The following is a 23,871-nucleotide window of genomic DNA, read 5'->3' as shown; positions in this document are numbered from 1 at the left end:
ATTCTTCACCTAAATGCTATGAATTGTGTTAGAGATGTTCACTTTCTTGAGAGAAACTCACTTTTTTATCAGCTTCTTTATAGGAATAGCGCAGCTGAGGATCTATTATGGCTTGTATGAGATCTGAAAGTAGGGAAGCTAACATAAAGAAAGCTCCATAAAATACTGATAATCCCAGGGTTACTGGATAATCGCGCTGTTTAATACTACAGACGAACCATTTTCCTAAACCTGGTATGCAGAAAATATTCTCTATAGCGAATGTTCCTGTCATCACCGTAGTTACAAGAAATGCAGCGTAGGAAATGGTAGGAAACACGGCGTAGGGAAGAATGTGTTTAAGTATCACTTTTATTGGAGAGAGTCCTTTAGCATAGGCGAGCAACACATAGTCTTTATTTAAGACTGAAGAGACGGATGAGAAAGTTAATTGTGTGATGAAGGCCATCGGCGCTATGGCTAAAGCCAGGGACGGCAAAATCGTGTGGGAGAAATTTCCCCAGCAAGCAATGGGGAAAATGGGGATTTTTACTGCGAAAATATACTGCAGCATGGTAGCTAAAACAAAAGCTGGAATGGAAATCTGTAAAATAGAAGAAAGAAGGATATAGCGTCCTTGTTTTTTCTTTCTTAATGCCGCCAGAGTTCCTAGGGATATGCCTCCCGAAATCGAAAGTAGGAGACTTTCAAGTCCTAAAATTGCTGAGGCTGGAAATGCTGTGGCGATAATGCTCGTTACGCTACGATCTTTGTAAACAAGGGAGTTCCCAAAATCTAAAGTGACTAAGGATTTGAGATAATGAATGTACTGCTGATATAGGGGCTTATTTAATCCGTAGCGGGACTTCAGGATCTGTAGAGTTTCTTGTGACAGGGTGTTGCTACTTTCATCATTAAATGGGTCACCGGGAATGGTTTTCATGACGAGGAAAGTTAGGGTTAGGATAATCCATAAAGAAAGCAAGTTAAATACCAGGCGTTTCTTTATATAACGGAACATTATCTACACCTTTGATGTCATTGATAAGTCAATAAGGATTCATGATCTAGAACCTTACCTCACCTCAAGTATTATATCTCTGATTTATCGTAGCTTCAATATAAAATAATTCATTGATTCGAGTGGAGAGTTGCTGTTAAGGTATTTTTTTTCAAGTTTAAGTCAATATTTTGTTTGACTTAAGTCCAAACCCAAGATGTTTTTTTCCACCTATACGAAGTACATATTATTTTGAAATCTCTGCTTCTTTCAGGTCGATATGTCCGAGCAATGAGGTGTAGGAGTTTTGAATTTTAGGGTTAGCTGCGTAAGTATATTCAAAATGGTAAAGAGGAATAATAGGAAGATCTTCTTCGATGAGCTCTTCAGCGATGATTTGATCTTTCATTGTTTCATCTTTTGAAAGTAAAGTCGTTAGGATACGATTGTATTGGGTATTTTCCCATTTTGTTAGTGACTTTGTTGGCTCGTCATTTTTAAGATTGCCGAGGATGGAAAGGAACGATGTTGGCCTTGGATAGTCTGCTATCCATCTTCCGGTAGCTAGGGTAAAGTCTCCGCGACGTCTTTTATCTAAAAAGCAATGATATTCCATGCCTTGGATAGGGACATGAATCCCTAGAACGTTTTTGATTTGCTGTTGTATCTCTTGAACAATAGCGTTCAGACATGCAGATTCCAAAGGATAAATGATCAATAATTCTGCGATACATTTGGGTGACAGTTCTTTTTCAGCTTCTTTAAAATACGCGCGTGCTAATTCTTTACGTTCTTCTGGTGATTGATAAGATTGTTTAGGGAGTTGTGAGAGTTCTGGCGGTAGGAAATGTTCGGCGACCTTTCCATGGCTGATAAACTGCAGTAAGGTAGTTTTATCAATGGCATAGGCGAGGGCTTTGCGTAGTGCTAAGCTATTCGTTGGGCTATGTTTTAGGTTACATATGAGAGCTGTTGTTCCTAGCACGGGGTAATTGTGCAACTTATCTTTCGGGATATGGTGTTGGTCTTCTTTAGAAATGGGAGAACTCCATGGGGAACCCACCCAGTCAATGAGATTTTTTTGCAGAAGTTGTGTGGCTGTATGTGTGTCCGGTACAATTTGGAAAGTGATGGTATCGAGATGCACCGCGTGTTTATCGTGATACAGGGGATTTTTCTTAATGATCAGTTTGTTTTGAGGTTGGTAATCTTCAATGAGAAAAGGGCCATTTGTGATATTAGGGAGTTTGGTTCCTCTTGAGGCAGAAAATTCCCTGAGGGATTTGTGGACAGGGAAGAAAATCGGATAGGCAAGAATCTCTAAAAAGTGGGGAAGAGGTTTTTCTAGGGTAATTTCCAATTGCGATGCATTGACTGCGCGAATTCCCAAGGTGTCCACAGGCATCTGTTTACTCATCACAGCATGCGAATTTTTAATCACACTGAGAAGAAAATTTGATGAGCAAGCCACTTCGAGCTTATGAATTTGTTTTATGGATTCTTCGAAATCATAAGCAGTTACAGGATCTCCATTACTCCATGAAGCCTCTTTAAGATAAAAAGTATAGACTGTTTGGTCGTTGGATACTGTGTAATACTGTGCAAGAGCGAGCTCAGGACCTGCAGAACGTTCCCTCACAAGACCTTCATAGAGAGCTTGGGCTATAGAGATATCTTTACTTAGGCAAGCACTTCTCGGGTCTAAAGACATAGGATCGTGGCTCATCGCTATTTTTAGAGAGTTCTGGTGTTTAGAAGTATGTCTATAGCAACTTGTGCATAGCGATGAAATTCCCAGAAATAGAATAACCGATAGAATGGGGGTTAGGAATTTGTGCATTGTTTTTGTCGTCTATTTAAAAAGCATGTTGGATGCTTACCCGAGGTTTTCACAATCGGTTTTTATTTTACCCAATTGTGTAATTAGAGTCGCTCTATCAATATAATCATCTGATTAAATATCTTAAAACTAGGTGTTTATATTAAATATATTTTAGTTTGTAAGACATCGTTATCATTTTGTAAAAAGTTTTTAGAGGTTGTGTCACGTAGGAAGAACTTCCACTTCTTTCAGTTCAACATGTCCTAAAGGGGAGATATTGAGGTTTTTGACTCGCGGATGGGCAATGTAAATATAGTTGAAATGGTATAGAGGGAATACGGGAAGATCTTCTTCGATAAGTTCTTCAGCTAGGATTTGATCTCTCTTAGTGAACGTTGCCGTATGGTACTTTTCTAAGATTTTATTAAACTGCTGATTATTCCATTTTCCTAATTGATGGCTTGTCTCTGCATTTTCTGGGTTCCCCAGGATAGTAAGGAAATTTCTAGCATGGAGATATTCTGCAATCCATCCTCCTACGGATAGATAAAAATCTCCTTTATTTCTTTTTTCTAAAAAATAAAAGTACTCAACCCCTTGAATGGGTATGTGTATACCGAGAACATTTTTAAATTGTTGTTGTAGTTCTTGAACTACGAACGAAAAAACGCTGGATTCTTGAGGGTAAATAAGAGAGAGTTCAGCGAGTTCTTTTTCTGATAGAGTAGATTTTGCTTCTTCAAAGTATTCTCGGGCTTTTTTTTCTCGTTGTTCTTTGCTGAGTACTTTTTGATTGTGGATTTCAGATAATTCCGGAGGTAAAAAAGAGTGGGCAACTCTGGCTGCATTGAGTAGAGGCAGGAGGGATTCCTTGTCAATAGCATAGGCTAAAGCTTTCCTTAGAGCTTTATTTTGTAGTACAGGCATGTTGAGGTTATAGATCAATATAGAAGTTGAGCAAACTGGATAAACGTGAGTGATCTCTTTAGGTGTATTGTTTAATATTTCTTGCGGGATTTTTGCTATCCAGGGATTGCCTAAAACATCAATCAGGTTATTTTTAAAGCATTTTGCTGCAGTATGAGAGTCTGACATGATGGTAAAGACTAGAGTATCGATCTGTACTTTGTCTGCATCGTAGTAGTGTATATTTTTTTGCATTTTCAGATGTTTTTGCGGTTGCACATCACTCAATTGAAAAGGGCCATTAGAAATATAGGTGGGTGGGTTTTTTGGATTGGCATAGTGCTCTCTTAGAGAACTGTGGACTGGGAAAAACAACGGATGGGCGACCATCTCAATGAAATTTTCCGAGGGATGTTCTAGAGTAATTTCTAATGTTTTCTCATCCAGAGCTTTAACTCCTAATTTTTCTATAGGTAACCTCTCTTCCATAATTGCTTTAGAGTTTTTGATAATGTATAGAAGGTTGTGGTAGGATATCGGGAGGTTTTTCGTGTGGATTTGTTTTATAGATTCTTCGAAATCGTGAGCTGTTAATGGATCGCCATTACTCCATGATGTATTTCTCAATTTGAAGGTATACACATAGCCTTCGTCAGACACTGTATATGTTTCCGCCATGCCTAGGATCACATGATCGTGAGAAATGCATTCTCGAATTAAGCCTTCGTAAAGGGCTTTGGCTAGGGAAACGTCTTTTTTAAGATAAGTGCATCTAGGATCGATGGAAACAGGATCATACGATATGCCAATTCTCAAGCACCGACCAGCATTTTGTGGAGACTGTTGATGATGGCAACTCGTGAGAAGCAAGCTAGAAAAACAGAGGAAGTAGATTGCATAATGTTTGCTAAATCGGAGCACCACAGGATTGTCCTCAAGTTAAATAGTCAGTTGGAGTTAGATTACTGATTAAAAAAATAATTTCCAATTTTTGAATTTGTGAAAAAAATTGTATTTTCTGTTGTATTTTTGGCGAGTTTTTAAGGTAAGCGTGCGTATTTAAGATCGACGGCTCCAGAGGCATTATGAATAATTTTCTCTATTGGAGATAGAGTGATATAATCGTAGCTCATATGGTAGATAGGAATAATCTCTAAGTTTTTAATTAACCTGTCTGCTTGTGGGATTAGCGAAGCGCTTGGGTAATAAGCGACTCCTGTTGCCGTAGCTATAGTAAAATCACACATTTGTCTTTTGGTTAAGAAAACATGGTATTCCAATCCTTCAAGAAATAACTCAATCCCTACGGATTTGCATTGTTCTTTAAGAATTTCTGCGATGCGTTGGCATCGTAAAATATTTGAAGGATAGGTTAGAGTCAGTTTTTCGGTGGGGGTAATCAGTTTTTGTTTTTTCTGTGGGTGCTGCGGAGAGGATTGCCTAGATAGTGTATAGGCGGGATCTTGGTTGCCTTGTAGAGCATAATCTATAATTTCTTCTCTATTAATCGCGGCGGCTAATCTGTAGCGGTTATGGATATGAGATAAAACTGGATCTTTTGTATTCAGTACAAGCCAAAAAGCTCCTTCTACGGGGTAGCAAGTGTAGTGGTAGGGAGTATTTTCTTTCAGTTCTTTTGTCAACCCTTGATGCCAGGGTTGCCCTAACCAATGAATTTTTCCACGATTTTGTAAAAGAGCTCCGGTATACAAATCCGGAATAACTAATAAGTTAACACAGGAGATCAGGACCTTGTCTTTATCATAGTAGTAAGGATTTTTTTCTAATAAGAGGCAATGCCCAGGATTGTAAGTGATTAACTGGAAAGGCCCACTAAATATATTCAAATTTTCGGGGTTGAAAACAGAAAATGCTGGAAAAGCGAGCAATTGCAGTAGATTAGAATTTGGGGAATCGAGTGTTAAGGTAATGCTGGATGGCGAACAGGCTTTAAACTGGATACCTTCAAATGCTTGGTGGTGAGGAGAGCAAGTTTTTGCATGTTGCCATGCCCGAGTAATATCCTGAGATGTGATTGGAGTGCCGTTACTCCATAGGGCCCCATGTTTGATAAAGAACGTATAGGTTTTTTCATCTGCCGATACGGTATAGTGACTTGCTAGGGCAAATTCTACTTGATTATGTTTGTTCGGATTTTCTCTTGTAAGTCCTTCGAAAATAAGTTTAGATACAGAAAGATCTAAAGCACGTTTCGCTTGTTCAGGGGATAAAGATTCCGGGTCGTCATGGATGGCAATCGTAAGGGTTTTTGACGATCTTAAGGCTGTTGAAAAACAGCCTCCTAAAATTGAAGACGTGAGTACAACAGCAATCAACCACCATGTGTATTTCATAAAAAAAGCAAATACCTTCAATGTCATTTTTTAACGGAAAGACACTGTGACTTATCCCACTGTGCCGTACTGATTGTACTGCAAATCTTTTAGAAGGATAAGTGGATTGCGGAACTTTCAAGATAGCAGGTTAAGATTTTTGAGTTTTTTGTTCAAAGTAATTTTATTGATCCTTGAATTTAAATAATTTATATAAGAAAAAAAGATGAAACGAGTTTTAATAAACGGGTAAGACTTTGTCCTTGTTGTCAAGGAATATATAGCTGCAACCAGATTAAGAGGGTAAGCGAGGAGAATGTTCTAAGAAGCTAGTCAGAATCAGGGTTGCAGCGATGCTATCGGTTTTTCCTTTTCTCTTTTTCCTGCTGAGTCCGCAGTCTCCTTTTAGCATCCGTTCTGCTTGTGCTGAGGATAGCCTTTCATCCCAAAGGATAACTTCAACAGGACAGGACTCTTGGAGTAAAGAGGATAGCTTGAGTATATCTTCTTGTAAGGCGGATTTTTGCCCTTTTTGCATGGGGAGAGGATTGCCTAATACCACAGTGGAAACGCGGCGTTCTTGAATAATTCCAACGAGAAGCTTGGCTGTGGCTTCTAGTGTTTTTCCTGTTGCTATAAACCCTATGGGCAAACTAATGCCCAGGGGGTAGGCCGCGTAGGCTAGACCTATCCGCCTCTCTCCATAATCTACACCAAGGAAAACTTTTGCTACCTGAGGATTAGACATAAGTTTTATTCCTAGAGTGAAGAAGTGCTGCCTCGATAAAGCCTACAAAGAGTGGGTGAGGCTTGATCAATTTTGAAAGGAATTCTGGGTGGAATTGTACTCCTATCATCCAAGGGTGATCTTTGATTTCTACGATTTCGCAAAGTCCTTGTTCTGGGCACGTACCCACAATATCCAATCCGTGATCTTTTAATTGTTGTATATAGTTGAAATTCACTTCATAGCGATGGCGATGGCGTTCCATAATTTCAGGTTGCCCATACATCGCGTATACTTTACTTCCTGGTGATAATGCACAGGGATAGGCTCCAAGACGCATCGTACCGCCTGTAGCGATTAATGAAGCTTGCCAATCCAACATACAAATCACAGGATCAGGTGTATCTTTGTCCATTTCTGTAGAGTTTGCGTGTTCTAGATGGAGGACGTGACGAGCATATTCAACAACGAGAACCTGCATACCTAAGCAGATTCCAAAATAAGGGATCCCTCTTTCTCTGCACAGCTTGGCGGCAATAATTTTCCCTTCCCAACCTCGAGACCCAAAACCTCCGGGGACCAGGCAGCCGTCACAGAGTTCTAAGGTTTCAAGGAAATGCGGATCATCAGAGTCTAAAGGGAATAACTCTACTGAGCAATTCAAGCTTAAAGCGGCGTGGGTGATAGACTCAAAAACAGATTTATACGCGTCTTTATGTTGTACGTATTTACCGACTAAACCTAAGCGTATCTTATTAGGAAGAGGATGGCGCAAACGTTCTACTAACATTTCCCAATCACTTAGATCTTCTTTTTTAGTAAACAGTCCTAATTTTTCTGTGATAAACGTAGAGATCTTTTCTTGAGATAACATTAAGGGCATTTCGTATATGGAATGTTCCACATCGACAACGTTAAAAACCGCGGTACTAGGAACATTGCAAAATAGGCTGATTTTCTTTTTTACTTCTGAGCTTAAAGGAGCTTCAGATCTGCAGAGAATCGCATCAGGAATAATGCCAATGCTTCGCAAACTTTGGACGGAGTGCTGCGTAGGTTTGGTTTTTACCTCTCCTGCGGCTTGTAAATAAGGTACGTAGGTCATATGAATGCTGAAGCAGTCTTCAGCATGCTCATAACGGAATTGTCGGATAGCTTCTAAGAAAGGTAGGGATTCTATATCTCCAACGGTACCACCGATTTCTACGATTAATACATCGGGATGATTTTCCCTAGCACACTCTAAGATAACTTCGATGATTTCGTTAGTGATGTGCGGGATAACTTGAACTGTACTTCCTAGATACAACCCATCGCGTTCTTTTTTAATTACTCGGGCATAGATTTGCCCTGAAGTCGCTGTAGAATACCTAGATAGGTTTACTGAAGAAAAGCGATGATAATGACCAAGGTCGAGATCTGTCTCTATACCGTCATTGGTAACGTAAACCTCACCGTGTTCATAAGGATTCATTGTTCCTGGATCGACGTTAAGATAAGGATCCAGTTTTAACATAGCAACTTTAAGTCCTTGTCGCTCTAGTAGTAGAGCAAGTGAGGCAGCAGTTAATCCCTTGCCTAAGGAGGATACGACTCCTCCTGTTAAAAAGATGCACTTGAATGACATGTTAAGTATTCTTCCACCTTACTGATATCTTCTGGATAATCCACCGAAGGGCTCTTAGCTTCCACTACACATACATGAATGGATCCACCGTGTTCTAGTACACGTAGTTGCTCAAGATCTTCAGCTTGACTTAGAGGAGAAGGAGCGGAAGCAATGTAACTGAACAGAGCAGATCTTCTAAATGCATACACGCCAATATGTAGATAAATTGGTGTTTCTTTCTTTAAAATGTGTGGAATAGGGCTCCTGCTAAAATATAAAGCCTTTCCATTTTTATCGAAAACACATTTTACTTTTTGATTTGTTAAGATTTCATGAGAATCTGTGGTTTGGGCCACGGGAGTCACCATTTGAATTTCTGGATGCTCTTCCAGTTTTCTTACAAGGGCATCGACAACAGTATGGCGTAAACAGGGCTCATCTCCTTGGATGTTCACCATAATCTCAGCCTCAGGGAAATAACGCGATACGGTTTCCGCCATACGTTCGGTACCATTAGCGCACTCTGGACTCGTCATCAGACACGCACCACCAAAATCTAGAACGTGATCCATAATGCGTTGATCATCAGTAGCTACAACTACTTTATCTAGTGTTTCGCTTTGGATGATATTTTCGTAAGTTCTTTGGATTAAGGACTTTCCCAGGATCATGGCTAAGGGTTTCCCAGGAAATCTTACACTACCCCATCTCGCTGGTAAAACTCCCACCTTCTTACTGATAAATGTCTGTTCTTCCATAAGCCGCAGAAACTCCTTAGTGTCTAAGATTTTTTACAGTTGGGATTATTATTGGAGGGTTTATAAAACACAAGGTTTTTGATGAATTTGATTTTTTGTATTTTGTTTATAATAAAAAGTCGCGGAAGTTATATCATTAAATTAATAAACGTATTTTATTTTATTATGCTTTCAAAAGTCAGTAAGTTCTTATTAACCGTATTAATATCTCTACAAGCTCTATACCCAACCTCATTAGTTGCGGGAGAATCCAAGACGGGTTTTCTCTCTAAAATGAAGAGTTGGTTCTCTGATAAGGAGATAAAAGACGGTGACGTGTTAGTTTCTAAGATCAAAGATGGTCTACCGTGGAAACGGTATGATTATACGAAAAGTTGTGGCTTTTCTGCGGAGTTCCCTGGAGATCCAGAACATTCGGGACAGGTCATAGAGATTCCTCAATCGGAACTTACCATACGCTATGACACATACGTTACAGAAACGCAAGCAGATAACACTGTTTATGTTGTATCTGTATGGGAGTACCCTGAGAAGGTGGACGTGAGTCGTCCGGAATTAAATCTTCAAGAAGGGTTTGCTGGGATGCTCCAGGCGCTTCCAGAATCACAAGTCCTATTTATGCAGGCAAAAGAGGTACAGGGACACAAGGCTTTAGAATTTTGGATATCTTGTGAAGATATTTATTTCAGGGGAATGTTGATTTCGGTCAATCACACTCTATATCAGGTTTTCGTAGTTTATAAAAATAAGAATGCTAAAGCTTTAGATAAAGAATACGAGACATTCACAAAATCGTTTAAAATTACTAAAGTACGTGAGGCAAGAAATCTAGATTTAAAAAAGAAAGTTAGACTTTGAAAAACGCGTGTAGTGCTGTGTTATGAATTAAAAATGCATCGAAGATTAGCTCTTTCGAGTCTAGTTTTTCGCTACCTCTAGGTTCGAAAGAGCTATCTTCACTTTAGCTTTTTCATTCTCTTAAATACGATGTTTTTCTATAAAGAGCCAGAATTCTATCAGCGGAATTGTTATGGTTCTTCGCGTTGTTTTAGCCGTTGTTTTTTTGTTGTTCCCTTATCTCTTTAGAAGCATCTTCTATAGATATTTTCAGTGAGAAACACGCTCCTGTATCTCGCGTATAGGCATTATCTTTGCTCTTCCTGAGATTTCCGAATCATCAGATTCCACGTGCCCCATCCCTTGGTTTGCTAATAGTAAGAAGACAATAGAAGGCAAGCGGACGTACTATTCTGGGGATTATTTCGGCAAATATTTAGTTATGTCTTCTTTTTGGCCAAATAAAGTTTCTGCTGCTGTGATTAGCTGTAATATGATTCTCAAGCATAGAGTCGAGCTTATCTTGATTATAGGGACATGTTACTCACGCTCGGAAACCGGTCGTTTTGGGAATGTTCTGATTTCTCATGGGTATGTTAACTATGATTCTGATGTACGTCCCTTTTTCAAAAGATTTGAAATTCCCAATATACATCAGAGTATTTTCTCTACCAGCGAAGCGTATAGGGAGGCTGCCAAGATTGGAGGGAGAAAGTTTCTTGCCATGCATAAACACTCTATAGAGCATTTACTGAAGACATATGGCTACTTAAAACCTACAACATCTACAGAACATGATCTTACAGAAGGCATTATAGCTACTGGCGAGGCCTTCACCATGTCGAAGAATTACTTTCTATCGCTGCAACAAATGTATTCTGAAATTCAAGATTTTGATAGTGCGGGAGGAGCTGTTGCCCAGGTATGTTATGAATTTGGCGTTCCTTGTTTAGGAGTCAATATTCTCTTACCTCATCCTTTAGAGTCGTCCAGTAATGAAGTTTGGCTACAATTACAAAGTGAAACTAGTCAGTTTTACACGGATTCTCTATTGAAAAGTGTTCTCCAAGAAATCTGTTTAACCCATTAATTTGTTTTTTTCCTAATTCTTTGGTTGAGGTTAAATCCCTTAGTTATTAAGATAACTTTTTCTTTTTTGATCACAATAAGAGAAGAATAGACGGGGACTTAGCTTAGCTGGTAGAGCGTCTGATTTGCATTCAGAAGGTCAGGAGTTCGACTCTCCTAGTCTCCAAACTCGCGGTTATAGCTCAGTTGGTTAGAGCGCGACACTGATAATGTCGAGGTCCCAAGTTCAAGTCTTGGTAACCGCAAGCTGACTTCCCTTTAAACTCTGTGGTTTCTACATGTTAGAAGTCAAAAGTCTTGGCTATTCTTATTCTGACAAGCTCATATTTCGGAACGCTTCTTTTATATCTTATCCGGGAAAGATTACTATTATTTTAGGGGTATCTGGGACTGGGAAAACTACCTTATTTCGTTTAATAGCTAATTTCTTAGCACCAGCTGCAGGGGAAATTCTTTGGTTAGGAGAACCTGTGCAACAAACGGATGTTGCTTATATGCAGCAAAAACAGACGTTGCTTCCCTGGCGAACTGTATTGAAAAATATACACCTACACTCTGAATTAGGAGGGAAACACAAGCGTTTTCCTATCGTTCCTGAGAAGTTGCTTGAGGTAGTAGAAAGCTTCAATTTAGGTGATTTATTAGATTGTTATCCTGATGAACTTTCTGAAGGTCAAAAACAGAGAGTCTCATTGGCTTGTCAATGTTTATCTCCAAAGCCAATATTACTTTTAGATGAACCTTTTTCTTCTTTAGATATTACGACGAAAGAACAGTTGTATAAGTACATTTTAAGACTAGCAAGAAAAGACCATAAAACCGTGATTCTTGTTACGCATGATTTTCGTGATGTTGCTTTTCTTGGTGATGCATTTTATGTGCTTAAAAATCATGGGCTGGTTCCTGTGTTCTTTAATGATTTAACGCGTTCTTCGAGTAATGTCCACCTGCTCATAAAGGATATCCGGGAGTGTCTTTCAACGTGACATTGCCGTTATCCCATTTACCTGCTCCTGAGTTAGATTATACTCTACTCTCTTCAGAACAAAAGCTTACTCTTTACGGCGACATTCGTAGACATCGGTGTCAGGGGGGACCTCTGGTAGTGGTCGGTACCCTTGCCTTTATCTTTGCTTTGGTACTTGTATTGATAGGATCGTGTTTGTTGGGATATCCCCTTCAGGGATTGGTTTTTGTTTCTGATATCTTTTTGCCCTTTCTTCTTCCCGGGTGTCTTTTATTCGTGCTGATTGCGGCTCCTTTAATGATGTATGCTTTTCAGTATCATAAGGCAGCTTTAAGTAAGCATAAACAATTGGCAGAAAGTAATTACGTACAGATTTTACATTACTGTAATAGTCAGACAGGGAAGATCACCAAAAAAGATGTAGCTGGATTTATAGCATCTCAAGTTTTGTTGGTTGAATATACACCTAGGTTTTCTTTTGTTACGTTATTGCAGACCCTGAAGGTGATTCCTGAGAAAGATTCTTCGCGATCTTCTTTACATGATTCTCTCATTGCTGAGGGGGTTGACCGAGCTAAAGAGGATATTTATGCGAGCGAGTACGACAAAGAAAAACGCGACCGCCTGGAAGCCGAGGAAGAAGCGCGAGCTGCAGAGCAAAGGCAAGAAGAAGAAGCGTCTTTAGGAGTTTCTCCTTTACTCACATAATCAGACTCTCGTCTTACTTTTTTTGTAGTATTTTCCCTACGGATAAAAAGATCAAAGCAATTCCTGTGATTATGGTAGGAATCAAGACTGGCGCATGTAGGGGAATATGAAAGAACACAGGAGAGAGTAAGATCGCTGCTGAAAAAATCACACAGAGCCAGCGCAAGTGCCGAAGACTATCGGCAAAAGATAGAGTAGAGAGAACAATAATGAACCAACAGCAGATATTCGTGTAGTTTTTCCATGTATTTGTAATGGCGAGTTCATCGCTCATTTTGATAAATCCTATAGTTACGCCAATAGTAATCAGAAGGTGGATAGGAAAGGAAATACCCTGAAAAGCTTGCTTGCATGCTTTGATAAAGGGCAAGACGGTGCGTTCTTCCCAAAAGAGGGAATCCCTATAGTATTCTGATCCAAAGAGAGATATACGAATAAGCTCGCGTTTTTTACCGAGGAATCGTGCTAGATAGGTAAATGTGGCTCTGAATTCATCGTAAGCGAAAACAAACGCCAAACCAGGTTGTAAGGTGAGACATAAGCATAGCCAGCAATCTAGGGTGAGTTGTTGCGTGACAATAGGAATGAAAGTGAGAATGATGGTAGATAGGAGGGTAATGGCTGTGGCTATGACGACTTTAGGACGTGTATGCCAACGACGCTCTCCTCCGGACAGAGAGAGTACAACAAGTAAAGAATAGGCAGTCATCATCATGGCATAAACAAAGAAGCTGCACTCAAAACTACTGGAGGATATTCCTAAGGCAGATGCTGTTAAATAACGTGACTGTAGCCAGGCTAATAAACTTAATATCAAAACAGCAGCGCGACGTCCTCCAGAAGATGGGTTATAGGAAATCCCTTCAGGTAGAGTTGGGCCGACTTCTAAAGCTTCGGGACGTGTAGGAGGAATGCAGACAACAGCAAAGATAGCAAAACCGATTAGAGTATCGTTTGCAAATACGATAGAAGAGCGTTCTGGGAAACAGGGAAAAAGAGAGACCCAAGTTCCTACAAATACACCGAACCACAGGAGAGAGCGCTTATAGAAAGAAACACATGCTAAGAGAATGAGCAGGCTGCCGCAGATCCTCTCGGAAAGGATAACACTAGGAGCTTGATAGTTCAGTGTATTAGGAGTGCATATAAGCAATAATCCTAAAAATGCAGGGAGAATACTTAATTTAAAAAAACGATAACGGAAATGCTTATAAATATTGTCTAGGGTTTCTTTATCCATACAAGGAAAAATGTTGTGATTTTTCTTTCTAAATAGAATGGGAATGATAAAACTAAAAGGTTTTTTATCCATGTGGACATATCTCCATATAGAAACAAGAGAGAGCTAGACTTCTTTGGACAAAAAATAGTTTTCAATTTTTATTTTTTTATTTTATTTCTGAGTTCTGTGTGAGCCATGTAAGATAAGAGAATAGTCATTGAATAAAAAGATATTAGTCATAGTTACCAGCGTTTTTTTCGTACTATGCTTTGGATTAATGATTTATAAAAAGCAGACGATATTACCTCCGAAAGCTCATATTCCTACAAATGCCAAGCATTTTCCCACTCTTGGTAATCGTTACGCACCAATCAATATCACAGTATTTGAAGAGCCTTCATGTTTGGCATGTGCAGAATTTAGCACTGAAGTTTTTCCCTTATTAAAAAAGAACTACATTGATACAGGAGAGGTGTCGTTTACCTTGATTCCCGTATGTTTTATTCGAGGTTCGATGCCTGCGGCTCAAGCGTTACTTTGTGTTTATCATCATGATCCCCGTGAGCCAGATATAGAAGCGTATACGGAGTATTTTCACAGATTGCTTATTCATCCTAAAGAGGAGGGTAAGCATTGGGCAACTCCTCAAGTATTAACTAAGCTTACTGAGAATTTAAAAACGCATTCTGGCCGTAGCATTAATCCTAAGGGGTTGATGCAATGTATCGATTCTCAACGTTATGAAGAGCAAATTAAAAAAAATAACATTTATGGCTCGCAGGTTCTTGGAGGTCAGTTAGCCACACCAACAGCTGTTGTTGGGGATTATCTCATAGAGGATCCTACGTTTGAGGAACTAGAGCGTGTGATTCGACAAATCCGCTATTTGCAAGCTACGGAGGAAAACCATGATTAGATTCCTTCGTAACTATGCTTTATATTTTGCGTGGTTAATTAGTTGCACGGGAACGGTAATGAGTATTTACTACAGTTACTTGTTAAATATAGAGCCGTGTGTTTTGTGCTATTATCAAAGGATTTGCTTATTTCCTTTATCGATTATTCTAGGGATAGCTACGTATCGAGAAGATGATTTAGTAAAGATTTATGCTTTACCTTTGTCTATCATGGGGATGCTCATCGCTGTTTATCAGATTTGCCTACAAGAAATTGCCGGAATGACCATAGATATTTGCGGTCGGGTATCTTGCTCAACAAAGCTATTTATTTTTGGATTTATTACTATTCCTATGGCCTCGGCATTAGCGTTTTGTGCAATTTCTTGCTTATTGATTTTATCAGACAGTAAAAAGAGATAGTGCCCGAGACGGGAGCATCAGAAGAGTCTCTTCTCTTGTATTTTGTATTCTCAGGATAACACAGAGAAGAGCAGGAAATGTAGACTAATGTATTGAGTGACTCAAAAGTTGCTTATATTTAATTGACTGATTGTATTTCCGTATTGACTTTTTCCTCTTCTTCGTAAGAAGGTAGTTCTTGTAAAGTTGCTTGTACTCTACTCATTTGGCTCCGTAGCATACCTTGACCGACTATGTTTCCGAACTGAGAGATACTTATTTGCATACCTTCTTCGTCATCTTCGTGTAGATTTCGAATATTTGAGAGTAATTGGGTTGTGACTTGTATCATGCTATCTATTGTTTGTGGATTTACAGTGAGCGATACAGTTACGGGTTTTCCTTTAGAGGGATCGCCTTGTACGCTAGTAGAAAATGCGTTCTCAAATTGTTCAGGACGTATTTGGGATAAGTCTAATATGCTTTCAGGTGGGTTATAATCGAAATTCTCAGAAATTGTTGGAATTATTGGATTGCGTATCTCCTCTTGATAGCGGTCTTGGCAGCAGCAAAGACGCAGTTTTTGCCATAATCTATGGATTACAACATATAGTATCTTCGCAATAAGCAGAAGAATCCCTAACCCTAAGGTTTCTATTATCCCTGTTAGAGTATGCAACAGGAGTTCCTTTGTATTGACTAGACTATCTTCAGTTGACCATACGCTATACAACCTGCCTAGTCCCATGATTGTTCCGAGAATGGGTGTAGCTTTTTTAATTTCCAGGATACTGCTTGTGGAAAGAACGTCCGCATGCCATTCTTGAGCTATAGGTTGGATGCCAGTAGGATTGCGGACAAATCCAGAACGGAATAGTGGGCAATATTTTCTTGTTCCACTTAAGAAATCTTAGTCATTAGGATATTTGTTAATAAACATAACTATATTTTTTACTTTTAAATAATTGAATGCGAAGTATTTTAGCATTAGATTGAAATTGTTTCAATTTTAAATATAATTATTAATCGCAATTTATTAATTGATCATGTTTTGGTGCTTTTGTGATTCGAAGTCTGTGGTTTTTGAGTAGCTTATAGTTCGCAGCTAAGTTGACTGATGAGATGTTCTCTGAAGTTGTCCTCAGCATCGCTATTTCTTCTATGGACAAGGCGGGGTAGGCAGAAGATGAGGATATGCGCTAGAGCGTGGTAAAGGATTTTCATTATTAGAGTGATGATGCCTAAACCGCAAATTTCGATAATTCCCGTGAGTGTTAGGATAATTTTATCTTTACGGTTATCTTCAAGAGTATCTGTAGACCACACGCTGTAGAGTTTCCCGATCCCTAGAATTACTCCTATAATGGGTAAAGCGCGTAGCACTTGAATAATCACACCATCCGCATCCAAATCTTCTATGTCATCAGAAAATATCCATTCAATAGTCCAAGATTTTAAACCAAATTGATCACGGACAAATCCAAGCCTAAACAGTGTTGGGTAGTTTTGTGTAGATTGATTGAATTCTGTATTATCGTGATATTGATTTATGAACATGAGTGACGATTTCCTTATTATTTATATTGATCATCATATAGAAAAAAGGCTGGTCATTTAGGAATGAAGATGAGGACGGTGATTCCAGCGTGCTCTCGTATGTCTTGTATGTTTTGTATAAGGAAATAGGCTACAGGTGGAATTGAGGCTGTAAGAAAAACCTGAAATATCGGAAGGTTTAGAACGTCAAAACAAAGAATATCCGGGCAGTTGTGTCAGCACACATGGCGACATTCTTACTATTGGATATTGAGAGGGAAATAGTCTATTTCTGTTTGTAAATTATTTCAATAATAAACATTAAATCATCTAAAAACTTTTTAAATCTACTATCTTAAGTATTTGCTTATCTTGATATAACGAGTTCATCGTTATAGGCTTATGGTTAATCCGGTTAGTTGGGTATTTAGAGGAAAGAAAATCTTTTTGGGGATTGGCTATTAGGAAGAATTAAAGATACTAGTGTATGTATTAGGAATTCGAGAAATTCCAAGAAATAGAAAGCCATAGTCAAAGTTATTTTTAATATTAGAGCCACGACACCGAGTCCTAGAGTTTCTAATACTCCTGAGAGAGTATGAAATAGGATGTCTTTGTATCGATCTTCGGGATCTCTGGTAGACCATAGGCTATAGAGTTTCCCAAAGCCTAGGATATTCCCTATGATAGGGGTGCACCTGATGAGGAGTTCTTTAATTTCATCAGAGTGAGTTATGTCAATTTCCCAATCCATAGTATAGGGATACAGGTGGGTTTCTGATCTGATAAAGCCATCTTTCAGTAACCAGTGAGCGTTCTGGTTATCATAAAAGAAGTCCGTATTGTTTTTATACTTATAGAAAAAACACTCCATATTTATTAGAAGATAACAGCCGGGGTTAAGAATCGAGTTGTGTGTTGTGTTTCTAATGTTAATGAAGAAATAAGGATTCTTATGGAGTTTTTGTGTGATTGTACATTGAGAGAACTCAGAGAAGCAATTTAAGATGAGTTTACATAAAAATCAAATTTCTCTTATTTGTTTTTTATGTAAACTCATCTTAAATACTTCGAGTTAAGTACAATAATCCGAAAAGAAAAACAAAAAACTAAATCCTATCATGTAAAATTTGTTCGCGGATATTTTTCATAAATTCTTGCATGTAGTGAAGATTATGGATGGAGGCCCAAATGCTTGCATTAGGCTCGTGAACTTTGAAAAGATGTCGCAGATAAGCTCTAGAGATCTTAGAGGTGCATGTGAGGCACGTGCACTCTGGATCTATAGGAGAGAGATCGTTAGTATACGCCTGGTTGGCGATTTTGATAGGGCCTTGAGAAGACAGGATTAATCCGTGTCGTGCGGCTTTAGTTGGATAGGAACTATCGAAAGAATCTATACCAAAACCAATAGTTGCCTGTATAGAGGGAAGGTCTCCTATGCCTAAAAGATGTACGGGACGGTCTTTGGATAAGTAAGAAGTTGTTATATCAACAATAGGGACCATTTCGTTGAGATTTCTTCCTAAGCTTCCCCCAATGGCAAATCCGTCAAAAGGGTGATCTTCAACAAAGGCGCAACCAATTTTTCTTTGTTTGGGATCTATACCGCCGTGAATCACACCATACATAGATTGATGTCTTGGGTCTTTTTTATGGTAATCTAAGGAGCGTTTTTCCCATACGTAGGTTCGTGCACAGGAAGATAGGAAATATGTTGTGTCGGAGTGAAAGGGTAAAAGCTCATCTAGAGGAATGATGATATCGGCACCCAGGTCTTTTTGTGCTTGTACAGAAACTTCTGGGGATAAGAAGAGCTTACTACCATCTCGGTAAGATTTAAACCAAACTCCCTCATCAGTAACTTCTAAGATGGATGACGAGCCTTTTTTTTTCCCACAGCTTTTGATTTCTTCGGCAACGGAGCCATAAGCCAGGCTAAAGATTTGGAATCCTCCAGAATCTGTGATTATAGGGGAATTTCTATGAATAAACTTATGCAGGCCTCCCATAGCGGCGATAGCTTCTGTGCCAGGGTGGACCAGAAGGTGGTAGGTATTGCAAAACATTAATTGGATATTGCTGTGGTCTACAACACCTTTCAGAGCGCCATTTGTCGCTACAGGAACAAAAGCTGGGGTATCGATAATGCCATGAGCAGTTTCTATTCTGCCGACACGTGCTCGAGATTTTTTAGATTGATGGAGGACATGAAATTTTAATGCCACGATAGGAACCCGAAACTGCTGCCCCGAAAAAAGACTTCTGCTTTCATCTCATTCGAAAACAGTAGAATAAGCCTATAGGGGAGCATATTTTCCTGTAAATAGAATTTATCCAGTAGACGGCAAGCTCTTTGAAATGACAAAAATTCCTATATACATCAGGCCTTTTACCTTGCCCTTTTAGGTAGCGTTGCGCTTTCTAAGGTGTTTACCAAAGACCACAATGGGGACAGACATGGCGATGACACAGATTTTGGTAATTAAAGAAAATAGAATGACATGAGTAAGGTTCGCTACGATCCCGTAGAGGCCTAGAAAAGAAAATAGCAAGGTATCCAGGATTTGAGAAGAAACTAAAGATATGGCTGATCTGGTTCCGAATGCTTTATCTTTAAACAGGGTTTTTAGGTAGGAAAAGAGTTTCAGATCTATAATTTGTACGAGGATTACGGTCACTAAAGAAGCTAGGGTTAATCGTAGTGTGGGTGAGAACAGCGCGATAAAATGGTTTTGGCTAGTATCGTTAGGAGAAGGCTTCAGTGCAAGATGGAACTGGGTTAAAAGAAGAAAGGCTATAGTGATTACCCACGAGCCAACCATAGCTTCATTTACTTTACTTTGTCCGTAAACTTCTCTAGAGAAATTTAAACAAGACAAGATACCAATCATATAAACATCAGCCGAGGTAATTTCTAGGCCGCATAGAACGATTTGTTTTAATACAAAAACGTTCATAATTACTGATAGGGTAGCCAACCAGCCTGTTAGCCAGCCTGTACTTTTAGAAGAAAAAAATATCCCTGCAAGCACAACAAAAAGGGTTTGTGCTATGAAGATCATTTCATTATGCACAACAGTATCTCCATGGATTGAGTAGAGTTCATCGGTCTAAGCCTCATAGACAGTACAAATAAAAAGGCAATCTGACCAGAAAACGACTTACAAGTATAGGAAAAAGAGCTTAATTTGTATCGATTTTGCTTGAAAGTTCGGAGAAAGTTCTCGAAGTTTTTCAAATAAAGATTAGACTAAAACATTTGATGTCGGGCAAACAGTTTTCTAGAAGCTAAGTCTAGAAGAGGAAGATGGGTTTTTGGAACTAAAGTTATAGATAGCTGGAAGGAAGCGATCTTGCTCAATCTTTTCTCAAGGTTATGCTGTTACTTCTATAGCGTATGCTTCGGGTAAGTTAAGGAGTAGAATTTCTAACTAAGTCAGAACGGGAGGTATTGTATATCTCATAAATCGAATATCATCTTCTCCCATTCACTGAGATCTATCTAGAACAACAAGAGTTGTTAACACATTCAATAAGTTTTGTAATGCCGCAATAAGCGAGGAATCCTGTTCCACCAACGGCAACAATAACGAGAAAAATAGCAAGTCCTAAGATGGATGCTGCAGCTATTAAAGAGATCTGTAGAGCGAGTAAGAGAGGAGCCAGACCTAAAATCTCAAAGGCAGCGATTATAGAGTGTTGAGTTAAATTGCGAGTTGTATCCAGGCTTCTGTCTTTAACAGACCAAAGACTGTACATACGTGCTAAGCCTCGGATTGTACCTAAAATAGGTATAGAGCTTACCAGTACGGAGAACATGACTTCTTTAATAGATTCTTTATCTTGTGTTTTAATAATGTTCCCATTCCAGCCTTGGCGAGAAAAAGCGCTTTTAATTAGGTAGGGAGCACCTGCAGTTTGTTCTGCAAAATCTGCGGGTGTATCATATCTTTTAATTAACATAGTTCACCAAATTTTTTGTTGATGGGCGGAAATTTTATCATAAATCATTAAAATTAAACTAGCCTTATTTTTAATAGAGGAGAGAAGAGCCTATACGGAAGAAGAGGGATTTTATTATATTTTATTTTTTATTCGAAAAATTTTTTTCTAATTAAAGAGACTTGATGAGTATCTCGATTGGGTAGTGTATCGGTAATAATTGAGATATTGGATATTGCCAAGAAAGCCAGAGGCATCAATACAACAAAACCCCGCGGGTAGCAAGGTTTTTCAACAACTAGATTTAATCTACATTTTTATCTTGTTATTTATTCATTTGCTGGCGGAATTAAAGAATTAATCGTCTTGCCATTAGCCAATACTGTTGTATTCACGTAGTCAACTGGGAATTGCTTGCCGTAGAGTTCAATGACTTCCTGAGAATTGATAGCTTGCCAGATTTCTGAAAAACGTTTTTGCTCAGGTAGAGCCTCTTGAGGAGTGAGTAAAGCAGGATTAGTGACTGAGAACATATATCCCAGGCTGTAGACAGGGCTGTTATTGAGCTGTTTGGATACGATTACAGGGACTAAGCTGTGTTGAGGGTAGTGCTTGCATAAAGCAACAAATGTCTCTTTTTCTATGCCATATAAAATAGCGGATGCGTAAACGTCTTCTTTTCCTTCAGCATTTTGTAAGTCGAGGGCAATAGCATTAAGATCGGCATAGTTTTTAGACGAATCTTTTTTCTCTTTACGTGAATCGTAATTGAAAATGCGTTGGGTTTTCTCAACATTTACAGCAGTATTTCAAAGGGATATTCCTTGGCTTTGGAATAGAGAAGGATTCATGAGATCATCGTAAATGACTATAGGAATACAGTTCATTTGTTCAGATAGGCTCCAGGCTGCTTTGATCGTGTCCCAGATATTGTCTGCATCTTTGGTGTTTGTGAAGATGGGAGCTGAACTTTTAGCTTCTTGAACTATAGATTTATCAGTAGTGAATGCGTCATTTGCATCACATCCGGTAAGTAAAACAGAAAGGGAAGCTAGACATAAAGCACCCAATAATCTGATTTTCGATAGGAAGAAGTTTTGTGTTCTCATATCTTTGCCGCATTCGCTTTATTTAGTTTAAAAGCAAAAGACCCTAACAACTTACAACTTTGTTTGCGATAAAAAAATATTAGATAAAAATAAAAAAGACTGTTCAGATAGTGATCCCATAGGGATTTTTAATCATGAGAATAAAAGAAGTTCTAATCTAAACCATGGATTTTTTTTTTTGCATGTTTTTCACATTGTGGAGTCATGTATCCACCTTAACCATGATTCTAGAACCCATCGCATGCATGCCTCAAATCGCTTCAGAACTCGTCTCTATGGGTTCGGAATGTTCTATAATGTTGGAGGGGGATTCTGAAGCGGAAAACTCTAGGTTAAGTTGATACGTTTCGATTTGGCTTTTGAGTTCGGCTATTTCCGACTCTTTCTCTTTTAAATGTTTTCTTAAGATGCCTGAGAGTCCATCCTCTATATTATTGACAAAGAAAAGAACACCCACGCTTATAAATATGATGCCTATAAGCATCAAAACTGAAGATAAGATAATTGTTGTTGTGTTGAGCAAGTTAAGGCCATTAAGAAAAAAAATGGCAGCGAAGATGGTAACTATGGTAGAAAAGCCCAAAATGATTAACATCGTGTCTAGAAACAGTCTAAGAGATGAGCAACGTTGTGATGGGGTCTTGTCTGCCTGAGTAAGGCTTATAGTTGAAGGGAATGAGGAAAGAGTTTTGTTGTGTGTAGGTACTGGATTTGACATGCCGAATCCCTAATTGGTTCATTAGTTTTGGTTGAACAGGATATATAAAAATTTTTTTAATCGCAACGGATCATCTGCATTCCTGAACATCGAAAACCACGCTGCTGCATCTAGGGGATAAGAAAAGATATTTAATTTCATAGGGATACTCATTATCTTCACTGAGATTTTTGTAAAAAAATTTCAAAAAAAATCTAAAAAAGTGCCCTGTTGTTTCCGCTATTTTTGTTCTGCAATATGACGACAATTGACGAATTCGTGCGTATTGAGAATTTAAGGCTGTATTTCTAAGAACATTTCCTCTTTCTTTGAGACAGGTGTTTCATTGCTATATTGCAAGTTGTGAGAATGCCTACAACGTTCTTCACGTTGAAATACTTAACGAAAATTAGCCTGTGCAGAAGTCAGTTAGTTAAGAATGCTCAGATGATATTAATTGTCTTCTTCTCGTTATCAGAAAGGATTTTATGCGTAAATTACTGATATATTTATTGGGATGTGTTCTACTCATTCTTACTGGTTGTTCCCAATCTATTTCTTCAAAAAATAGTACTGATACGCTTGAACAGGTGTTTTGTATTCAATTCCCTGTTTCTGATTTTCTATCCTATCCTGCTGCCTACCTACCTTCGCAATATCTATCTAAAGAATATTTAGATCCTAAGGTTAGCGAAAGCGTAGACAATGAATCACGAAGGATTTGGAAGGAGATACATACAAAAATGCAATTAACAACTCCCTACATTCCTATAGTGGTTTATGGAAGTTTAATGAACCCTATTTCAGCGCAACATACTCTTCAAGAATACTACCCGCATGCTGTTTGGCTTCATAATTATGTTAGAGTATATAATTTGGATATTCGTCTCTTCGAGAGTTCCTCTAGAGTTACAGATGCGGATGGTGAAGATAATCATGGTGCCCTGAATTTGCAGTATGCTCCTGGGAAGCGTTGCAATGGAATTGTTTTAGCCCTTGGAGAAGATGATTTCGTTGCCTGTCGCCGTCGTGAAGGGGTTTATGACTGCATTCCCGTTGTGGTTTCTGATTATATCTCTTCAGGGCAATGTAAGCACAGTGTAGCTTATGCGTGGATCGCTGGGGACCAGGTTTGCACCCAGCATGTGCTTCCTGTCAAGGGGTACTATTCCATGATCTGGGATGGAATCACATCAGATAATGTCAGAGAGAGTTTTGGTGAACACTTTTCTGAGGATTATTTGGAAACAACTTTTTTAGCTGATGGTCGATCGGTAAAAACCATTCACGATGAATATAAAGACGCTCCTATTCGTTATTAGCGTTGTC

21 protein-coding genes, 2 tRNA genes and 2 pseudogenes are annotated in these 23,871 nt (G+C 38.8%); 9 read left to right on the top strand and 16 right to left on the bottom strand.

Annotated features, from left to right (window positions below):
* Positions 1–28: 28 nt before the first annotated feature.
* The 7 genes from CHAB577_RS03035 to kdsB all read right to left on the bottom strand — a co-directional run bounded on the left by CHAB577_RS03035 (position 29) and on the right by kdsB (position 9,134).
* A complete protein-coding gene (locus tag CHAB577_RS03035) occupies positions 29–1,000 on the bottom strand; it encodes an ABC transporter permease (RefSeq protein WP_011097173.1) in 972 nt (323 codons plus the stop codon).
* A gap of 226 nt (positions 1,001–1,226) precedes the next feature.
* Entirely contained in the window at positions 1,227–2,819 is a 1,593-nt protein-coding gene (locus CHAB577_RS03030) for a peptide ABC transporter substrate-binding protein (protein ID WP_011097172.1), read from the bottom strand.
* 204 nt (positions 2,820–3,023) lie between these two features.
* The gene (locus CHAB577_RS03025; protein WP_011097171.1) at positions 3,024–4,631 is read right to left on the bottom strand and encodes a peptide ABC transporter substrate-binding protein; all 1,608 of its coding nucleotides are present in this window, start codon (positions 4,629–4,631) and stop codon (positions 3,024–3,026) included.
* A 116-nt stretch (positions 4,632–4,747) separates the two neighbouring features.
* On the bottom strand, positions 4,748–6,061 hold the full coding sequence (locus CHAB577_RS03020; RefSeq protein WP_041461363.1) for an ABC transporter substrate-binding protein: 1,314 nt from the start codon (positions 6,059–6,061) through the stop codon (positions 4,748–4,750).
* Positions 6,062–6,335: 274 nt separating this feature from the next.
* Positions 6,336–6,788 carry a Holliday junction resolvase RuvX gene (gene ruvX / locus CHAB577_RS03015; protein WP_006344194.1) on the bottom strand — a complete coding sequence of 151 codons (453 nt, stop codon included), beginning with the start codon at positions 6,786–6,788 and terminating at the stop codon, positions 6,336–6,338.
* Entirely contained in the window at positions 6,781–8,394 is a 1,614-nt protein-coding gene (locus tag CHAB577_RS03010) for a CTP synthase (protein WP_006344193.1), read from the bottom strand. Before CHAB577_RS03010 ends, ruvX begins: the two co-directional genes overlap by 8 nt.
* On the bottom strand, positions 8,370–9,134 hold the full coding sequence (kdsB, locus tag CHAB577_RS03005) for a 3-deoxy-manno-octulosonate cytidylyltransferase (RefSeq protein WP_011097169.1): 765 nt from the start codon (positions 9,132–9,134) through the stop codon (positions 8,370–8,372). Before kdsB ends, CHAB577_RS03010 begins: the two co-directional genes overlap by 25 nt.
* Positions 9,135–9,299: 165 nt before the next feature.
* Between kdsB and CHAB577_RS03000 the strand changes: the two genes are divergently transcribed.
* The 6 genes and pseudogenes from CHAB577_RS03000 to CHAB577_RS02975 all read left to right on the top strand — a co-directional run bounded on the left by CHAB577_RS03000 (position 9,300) and on the right by CHAB577_RS02975 (position 12,735).
* A complete protein-coding gene (locus CHAB577_RS03000; protein ID WP_006344191.1) occupies positions 9,300–9,992 on the top strand; it encodes a hypothetical protein in 693 nt (230 codons plus the stop codon).
* Between the two features lie 172 nt (positions 9,993–10,164).
* Positions 10,165–11,061, top strand: a pseudogene (locus CHAB577_RS02995) (5'-methylthioadenosine/S-adenosylhomocysteine nucleosidase family protein).
* A gap of 92 nt (positions 11,062–11,153) precedes the next feature.
* A tRNA-Ala gene (locus CHAB577_RS02990) sits at positions 11,154–11,226 on the top strand.
* 5 nt (positions 11,227–11,231) lie between these two features.
* Positions 11,232–11,305: transfer RNA gene (locus tag CHAB577_RS02985), tRNA-Ile, on the top strand.
* 33 nt (positions 11,306–11,338) lie between these two features.
* Entirely contained in the window at positions 11,339–12,046 is a 708-nt protein-coding gene (locus tag CHAB577_RS02980; RefSeq protein ID WP_011097168.1) for an ABC transporter ATP-binding protein, read from the top strand.
* Positions 12,031–12,735 (top strand): hypothetical protein, encoded by a 705-nt coding sequence (locus CHAB577_RS02975; RefSeq protein WP_011097167.1) that lies wholly within the window; start codon positions 12,031–12,033, stop codon positions 12,733–12,735. Before CHAB577_RS02980 ends, CHAB577_RS02975 begins: the two co-directional genes overlap by 16 nt.
* A 13-nt stretch (positions 12,736–12,748) precedes the next feature.
* On the opposite strand, the gene CHAB577_RS02970 is transcribed toward CHAB577_RS02975, so the two are convergent.
* Complete coding sequence (locus CHAB577_RS02970) at positions 12,749–13,975, bottom strand: SPW repeat domain-containing protein (RefSeq protein ID WP_173024179.1); 1,227 nt, start codon at positions 13,973–13,975, stop codon at positions 12,749–12,751.
* Positions 13,976–14,234: 259 nt separating this feature from the next.
* On the opposite strand from CHAB577_RS02970, the gene CHAB577_RS02965 reads away from it, so the two are divergent.
* Both CHAB577_RS02965 and CHAB577_RS02960 read left to right on the top strand, forming a co-directional pair.
* Positions 14,235–14,873, top strand: coding sequence for a thioredoxin domain-containing protein (locus CHAB577_RS02965; protein ID WP_173024159.1), 639 nt, complete (start codon positions 14,235–14,237; stop codon positions 14,871–14,873).
* Positions 14,866–15,276, top strand: a complete 411-nt coding sequence (locus CHAB577_RS02960; protein ID WP_011097164.1) for a disulfide formation protein — start codon at positions 14,866–14,868, stop codon at positions 15,274–15,276. The genes CHAB577_RS02965 and CHAB577_RS02960 overlap by 8 nt, the downstream gene beginning before the upstream one ends.
* A gap of 118 nt (positions 15,277–15,394) precedes the next feature.
* Here the strand turns inward: CHAB577_RS02960 and CHAB577_RS02955 are convergent, their stop codons facing one another.
* The 8 genes and pseudogenes from CHAB577_RS02955 to CHAB577_RS02915 all read right to left on the bottom strand — a co-directional run bounded on the left by CHAB577_RS02955 (position 15,395) and on the right by CHAB577_RS02915 (position 22,563).
* Positions 15,395–16,003, bottom strand: coding sequence for a hypothetical protein (locus tag CHAB577_RS02955; RefSeq protein ID WP_231908330.1), 609 nt, complete (start codon positions 16,001–16,003; stop codon positions 15,395–15,397).
* A gap of 344 nt (positions 16,004–16,347) precedes the next feature.
* Entirely contained in the window at positions 16,348–16,812 is a 465-nt protein-coding gene (locus tag CHAB577_RS02950) for a membrane protein (RefSeq protein WP_011097163.1), read from the bottom strand.
* 406 nt (positions 16,813–17,218) lie between these two features.
* Positions 17,219–17,665: a hypothetical protein gene (locus tag CHAB577_RS02940; protein WP_011097162.1), complete on the bottom strand. Its 447-nt coding sequence runs from the start codon at positions 17,663–17,665 to the stop codon at positions 17,219–17,221.
* Between the two features lie 235 nt (positions 17,666–17,900).
* Positions 17,901–19,019 (bottom strand): tRNA guanosine(34) transglycosylase Tgt, encoded by a 1,119-nt coding sequence (gene tgt / locus CHAB577_RS02935; RefSeq protein ID WP_011097161.1) that lies wholly within the window; start codon positions 19,017–19,019, stop codon positions 17,901–17,903.
* A gap of 177 nt (positions 19,020–19,196) precedes the next feature.
* On the bottom strand, positions 19,197–19,868 hold the full coding sequence (locus CHAB577_RS02930) for a queuosine precursor transporter (RefSeq protein ID WP_011097160.1): 672 nt from the start codon (positions 19,866–19,868) through the stop codon (positions 19,197–19,199).
* A gap of 424 nt (positions 19,869–20,292) precedes the next feature.
* Positions 20,293–20,757: a hypothetical protein gene (locus CHAB577_RS02925; RefSeq protein WP_006344180.1), complete on the bottom strand. Its 465-nt coding sequence runs from the start codon at positions 20,755–20,757 to the stop codon at positions 20,293–20,295.
* A gap of 308 nt (positions 20,758–21,065) precedes the next feature.
* Positions 21,066–21,845, bottom strand: a pseudogene (locus CHAB577_RS05335) (hypothetical protein).
* 250 nt (positions 21,846–22,095) lie between these two features.
* Positions 22,096–22,563, bottom strand: a complete 468-nt coding sequence (locus CHAB577_RS02915; RefSeq protein WP_011097159.1) for a membrane protein — start codon at positions 22,561–22,563, stop codon at positions 22,096–22,098.
* A gap of 467 nt (positions 22,564–23,030) precedes the next feature.
* Here CHAB577_RS02915 and CHAB577_RS02910 point away from each other — a divergent pair, with 467 nt between their 5' ends.
* Entirely contained in the window at positions 23,031–23,864 is an 834-nt protein-coding gene (locus CHAB577_RS02910; protein ID WP_011097158.1) for a gamma-glutamylcyclotransferase family protein, read from the top strand.
* Positions 23,865–23,871 lie beyond the last annotated feature (7 nt).

Origin of the sequence: Chlamydia abortus (assembly GCF_002895085.1) — a bacterium.
GTDB lineage: Bacteria > Chlamydiota > Chlamydiia > Chlamydiales > Chlamydiaceae > Chlamydia > Chlamydia abortus.
This window is presented reverse-complemented; position numbering and strand designations above follow the sequence as displayed.

Bases quoted from the DNA above. Each gene is read 5' to 3' on its own strand.
- CHAB577_RS02980 (WP_011097168.1), top strand. From the start codon at position 11,339: ATGTTAGAAGTCAAAAGTCTTGGCTATTCTTATTCTGACAAGCTCATA.
- CHAB577_RS03010 (WP_006344193.1), bottom strand. From the start codon at position 8,394: ATGTCATTCAAGTGCATCTTTTTAACAGGAGGAGTCGTATCCTCCTTA.
- CHAB577_RS02915 (WP_011097159.1), bottom strand. From the start codon at position 22,563: ATGTCAAATCCAGTACCTACACACAACAAAACTCTTTCCTCATTCCCT.
- CHAB577_RS03020 (WP_041461363.1), bottom strand. From the start codon at position 6,061: ATGAAATACACATGGTGGTTGATTGCTGTTGTACTCACGTCTTCAATT.
- CHAB577_RS03030 (WP_011097172.1), bottom strand. From the start codon at position 2,819: ATGCACAAATTCCTAACCCCCATTCTATCGGTTATTCTATTTCTGGGA.
- CHAB577_RS02925 (WP_006344180.1), bottom strand. From the start codon at position 20,757: ATGTTAATTAAAAGATATGATACACCCGCAGATTTTGCAGAACAAACT.
- ruvX (WP_006344194.1), bottom strand. From the start codon at position 6,788: ATGTCTAATCCTCAGGTAGCAAAAGTTTTCCTTGGTGTAGATTATGGA.
- CHAB577_RS02955 (WP_231908330.1), bottom strand. From the start codon at position 16,003: ATGGGACTAGGCAGGTTGTATAGCGTATGGTCAACTGAAGATAGTCTA.
- CHAB577_RS03035 (WP_011097173.1), bottom strand. From the start codon at position 1,000: ATGTTCCGTTATATAAAGAAACGCCTGGTATTTAACTTGCTTTCTTTA.
- kdsB (WP_011097169.1), bottom strand. From the start codon at position 9,134: ATGGAAGAACAGACATTTATCAGTAAGAAGGTGGGAGTTTTACCAGCG.
- CHAB577_RS02970 (WP_173024179.1), bottom strand. From the start codon at position 13,975: ATGGATAAAGAAACCCTAGACAATATTTATAAGCATTTCCGTTATCGT.
- CHAB577_RS02940 (WP_011097162.1), bottom strand. From the start codon at position 17,665: ATGGAGTGTTTTTTCTATAAGTATAAAAACAATACGGACTTCTTTTAT.
- CHAB577_RS03000 (WP_006344191.1), top strand. From the start codon at position 9,300: ATGCTTTCAAAAGTCAGTAAGTTCTTATTAACCGTATTAATATCTCTA.
- CHAB577_RS02950 (WP_011097163.1), bottom strand. From the start codon at position 16,812: ATGTTCATAAATCAATATCACGATAATACAGAATTCAATCAATCTACA.
- CHAB577_RS02960 (WP_011097164.1), top strand. From the start codon at position 14,866: ATGATTAGATTCCTTCGTAACTATGCTTTATATTTTGCGTGGTTAATT.
- CHAB577_RS02965 (WP_173024159.1), top strand. From the start codon at position 14,235: ATGATTTATAAAAAGCAGACGATATTACCTCCGAAAGCTCATATTCCT.
- CHAB577_RS02910 (WP_011097158.1), top strand. From the start codon at position 23,031: ATGCGTAAATTACTGATATATTTATTGGGATGTGTTCTACTCATTCTT.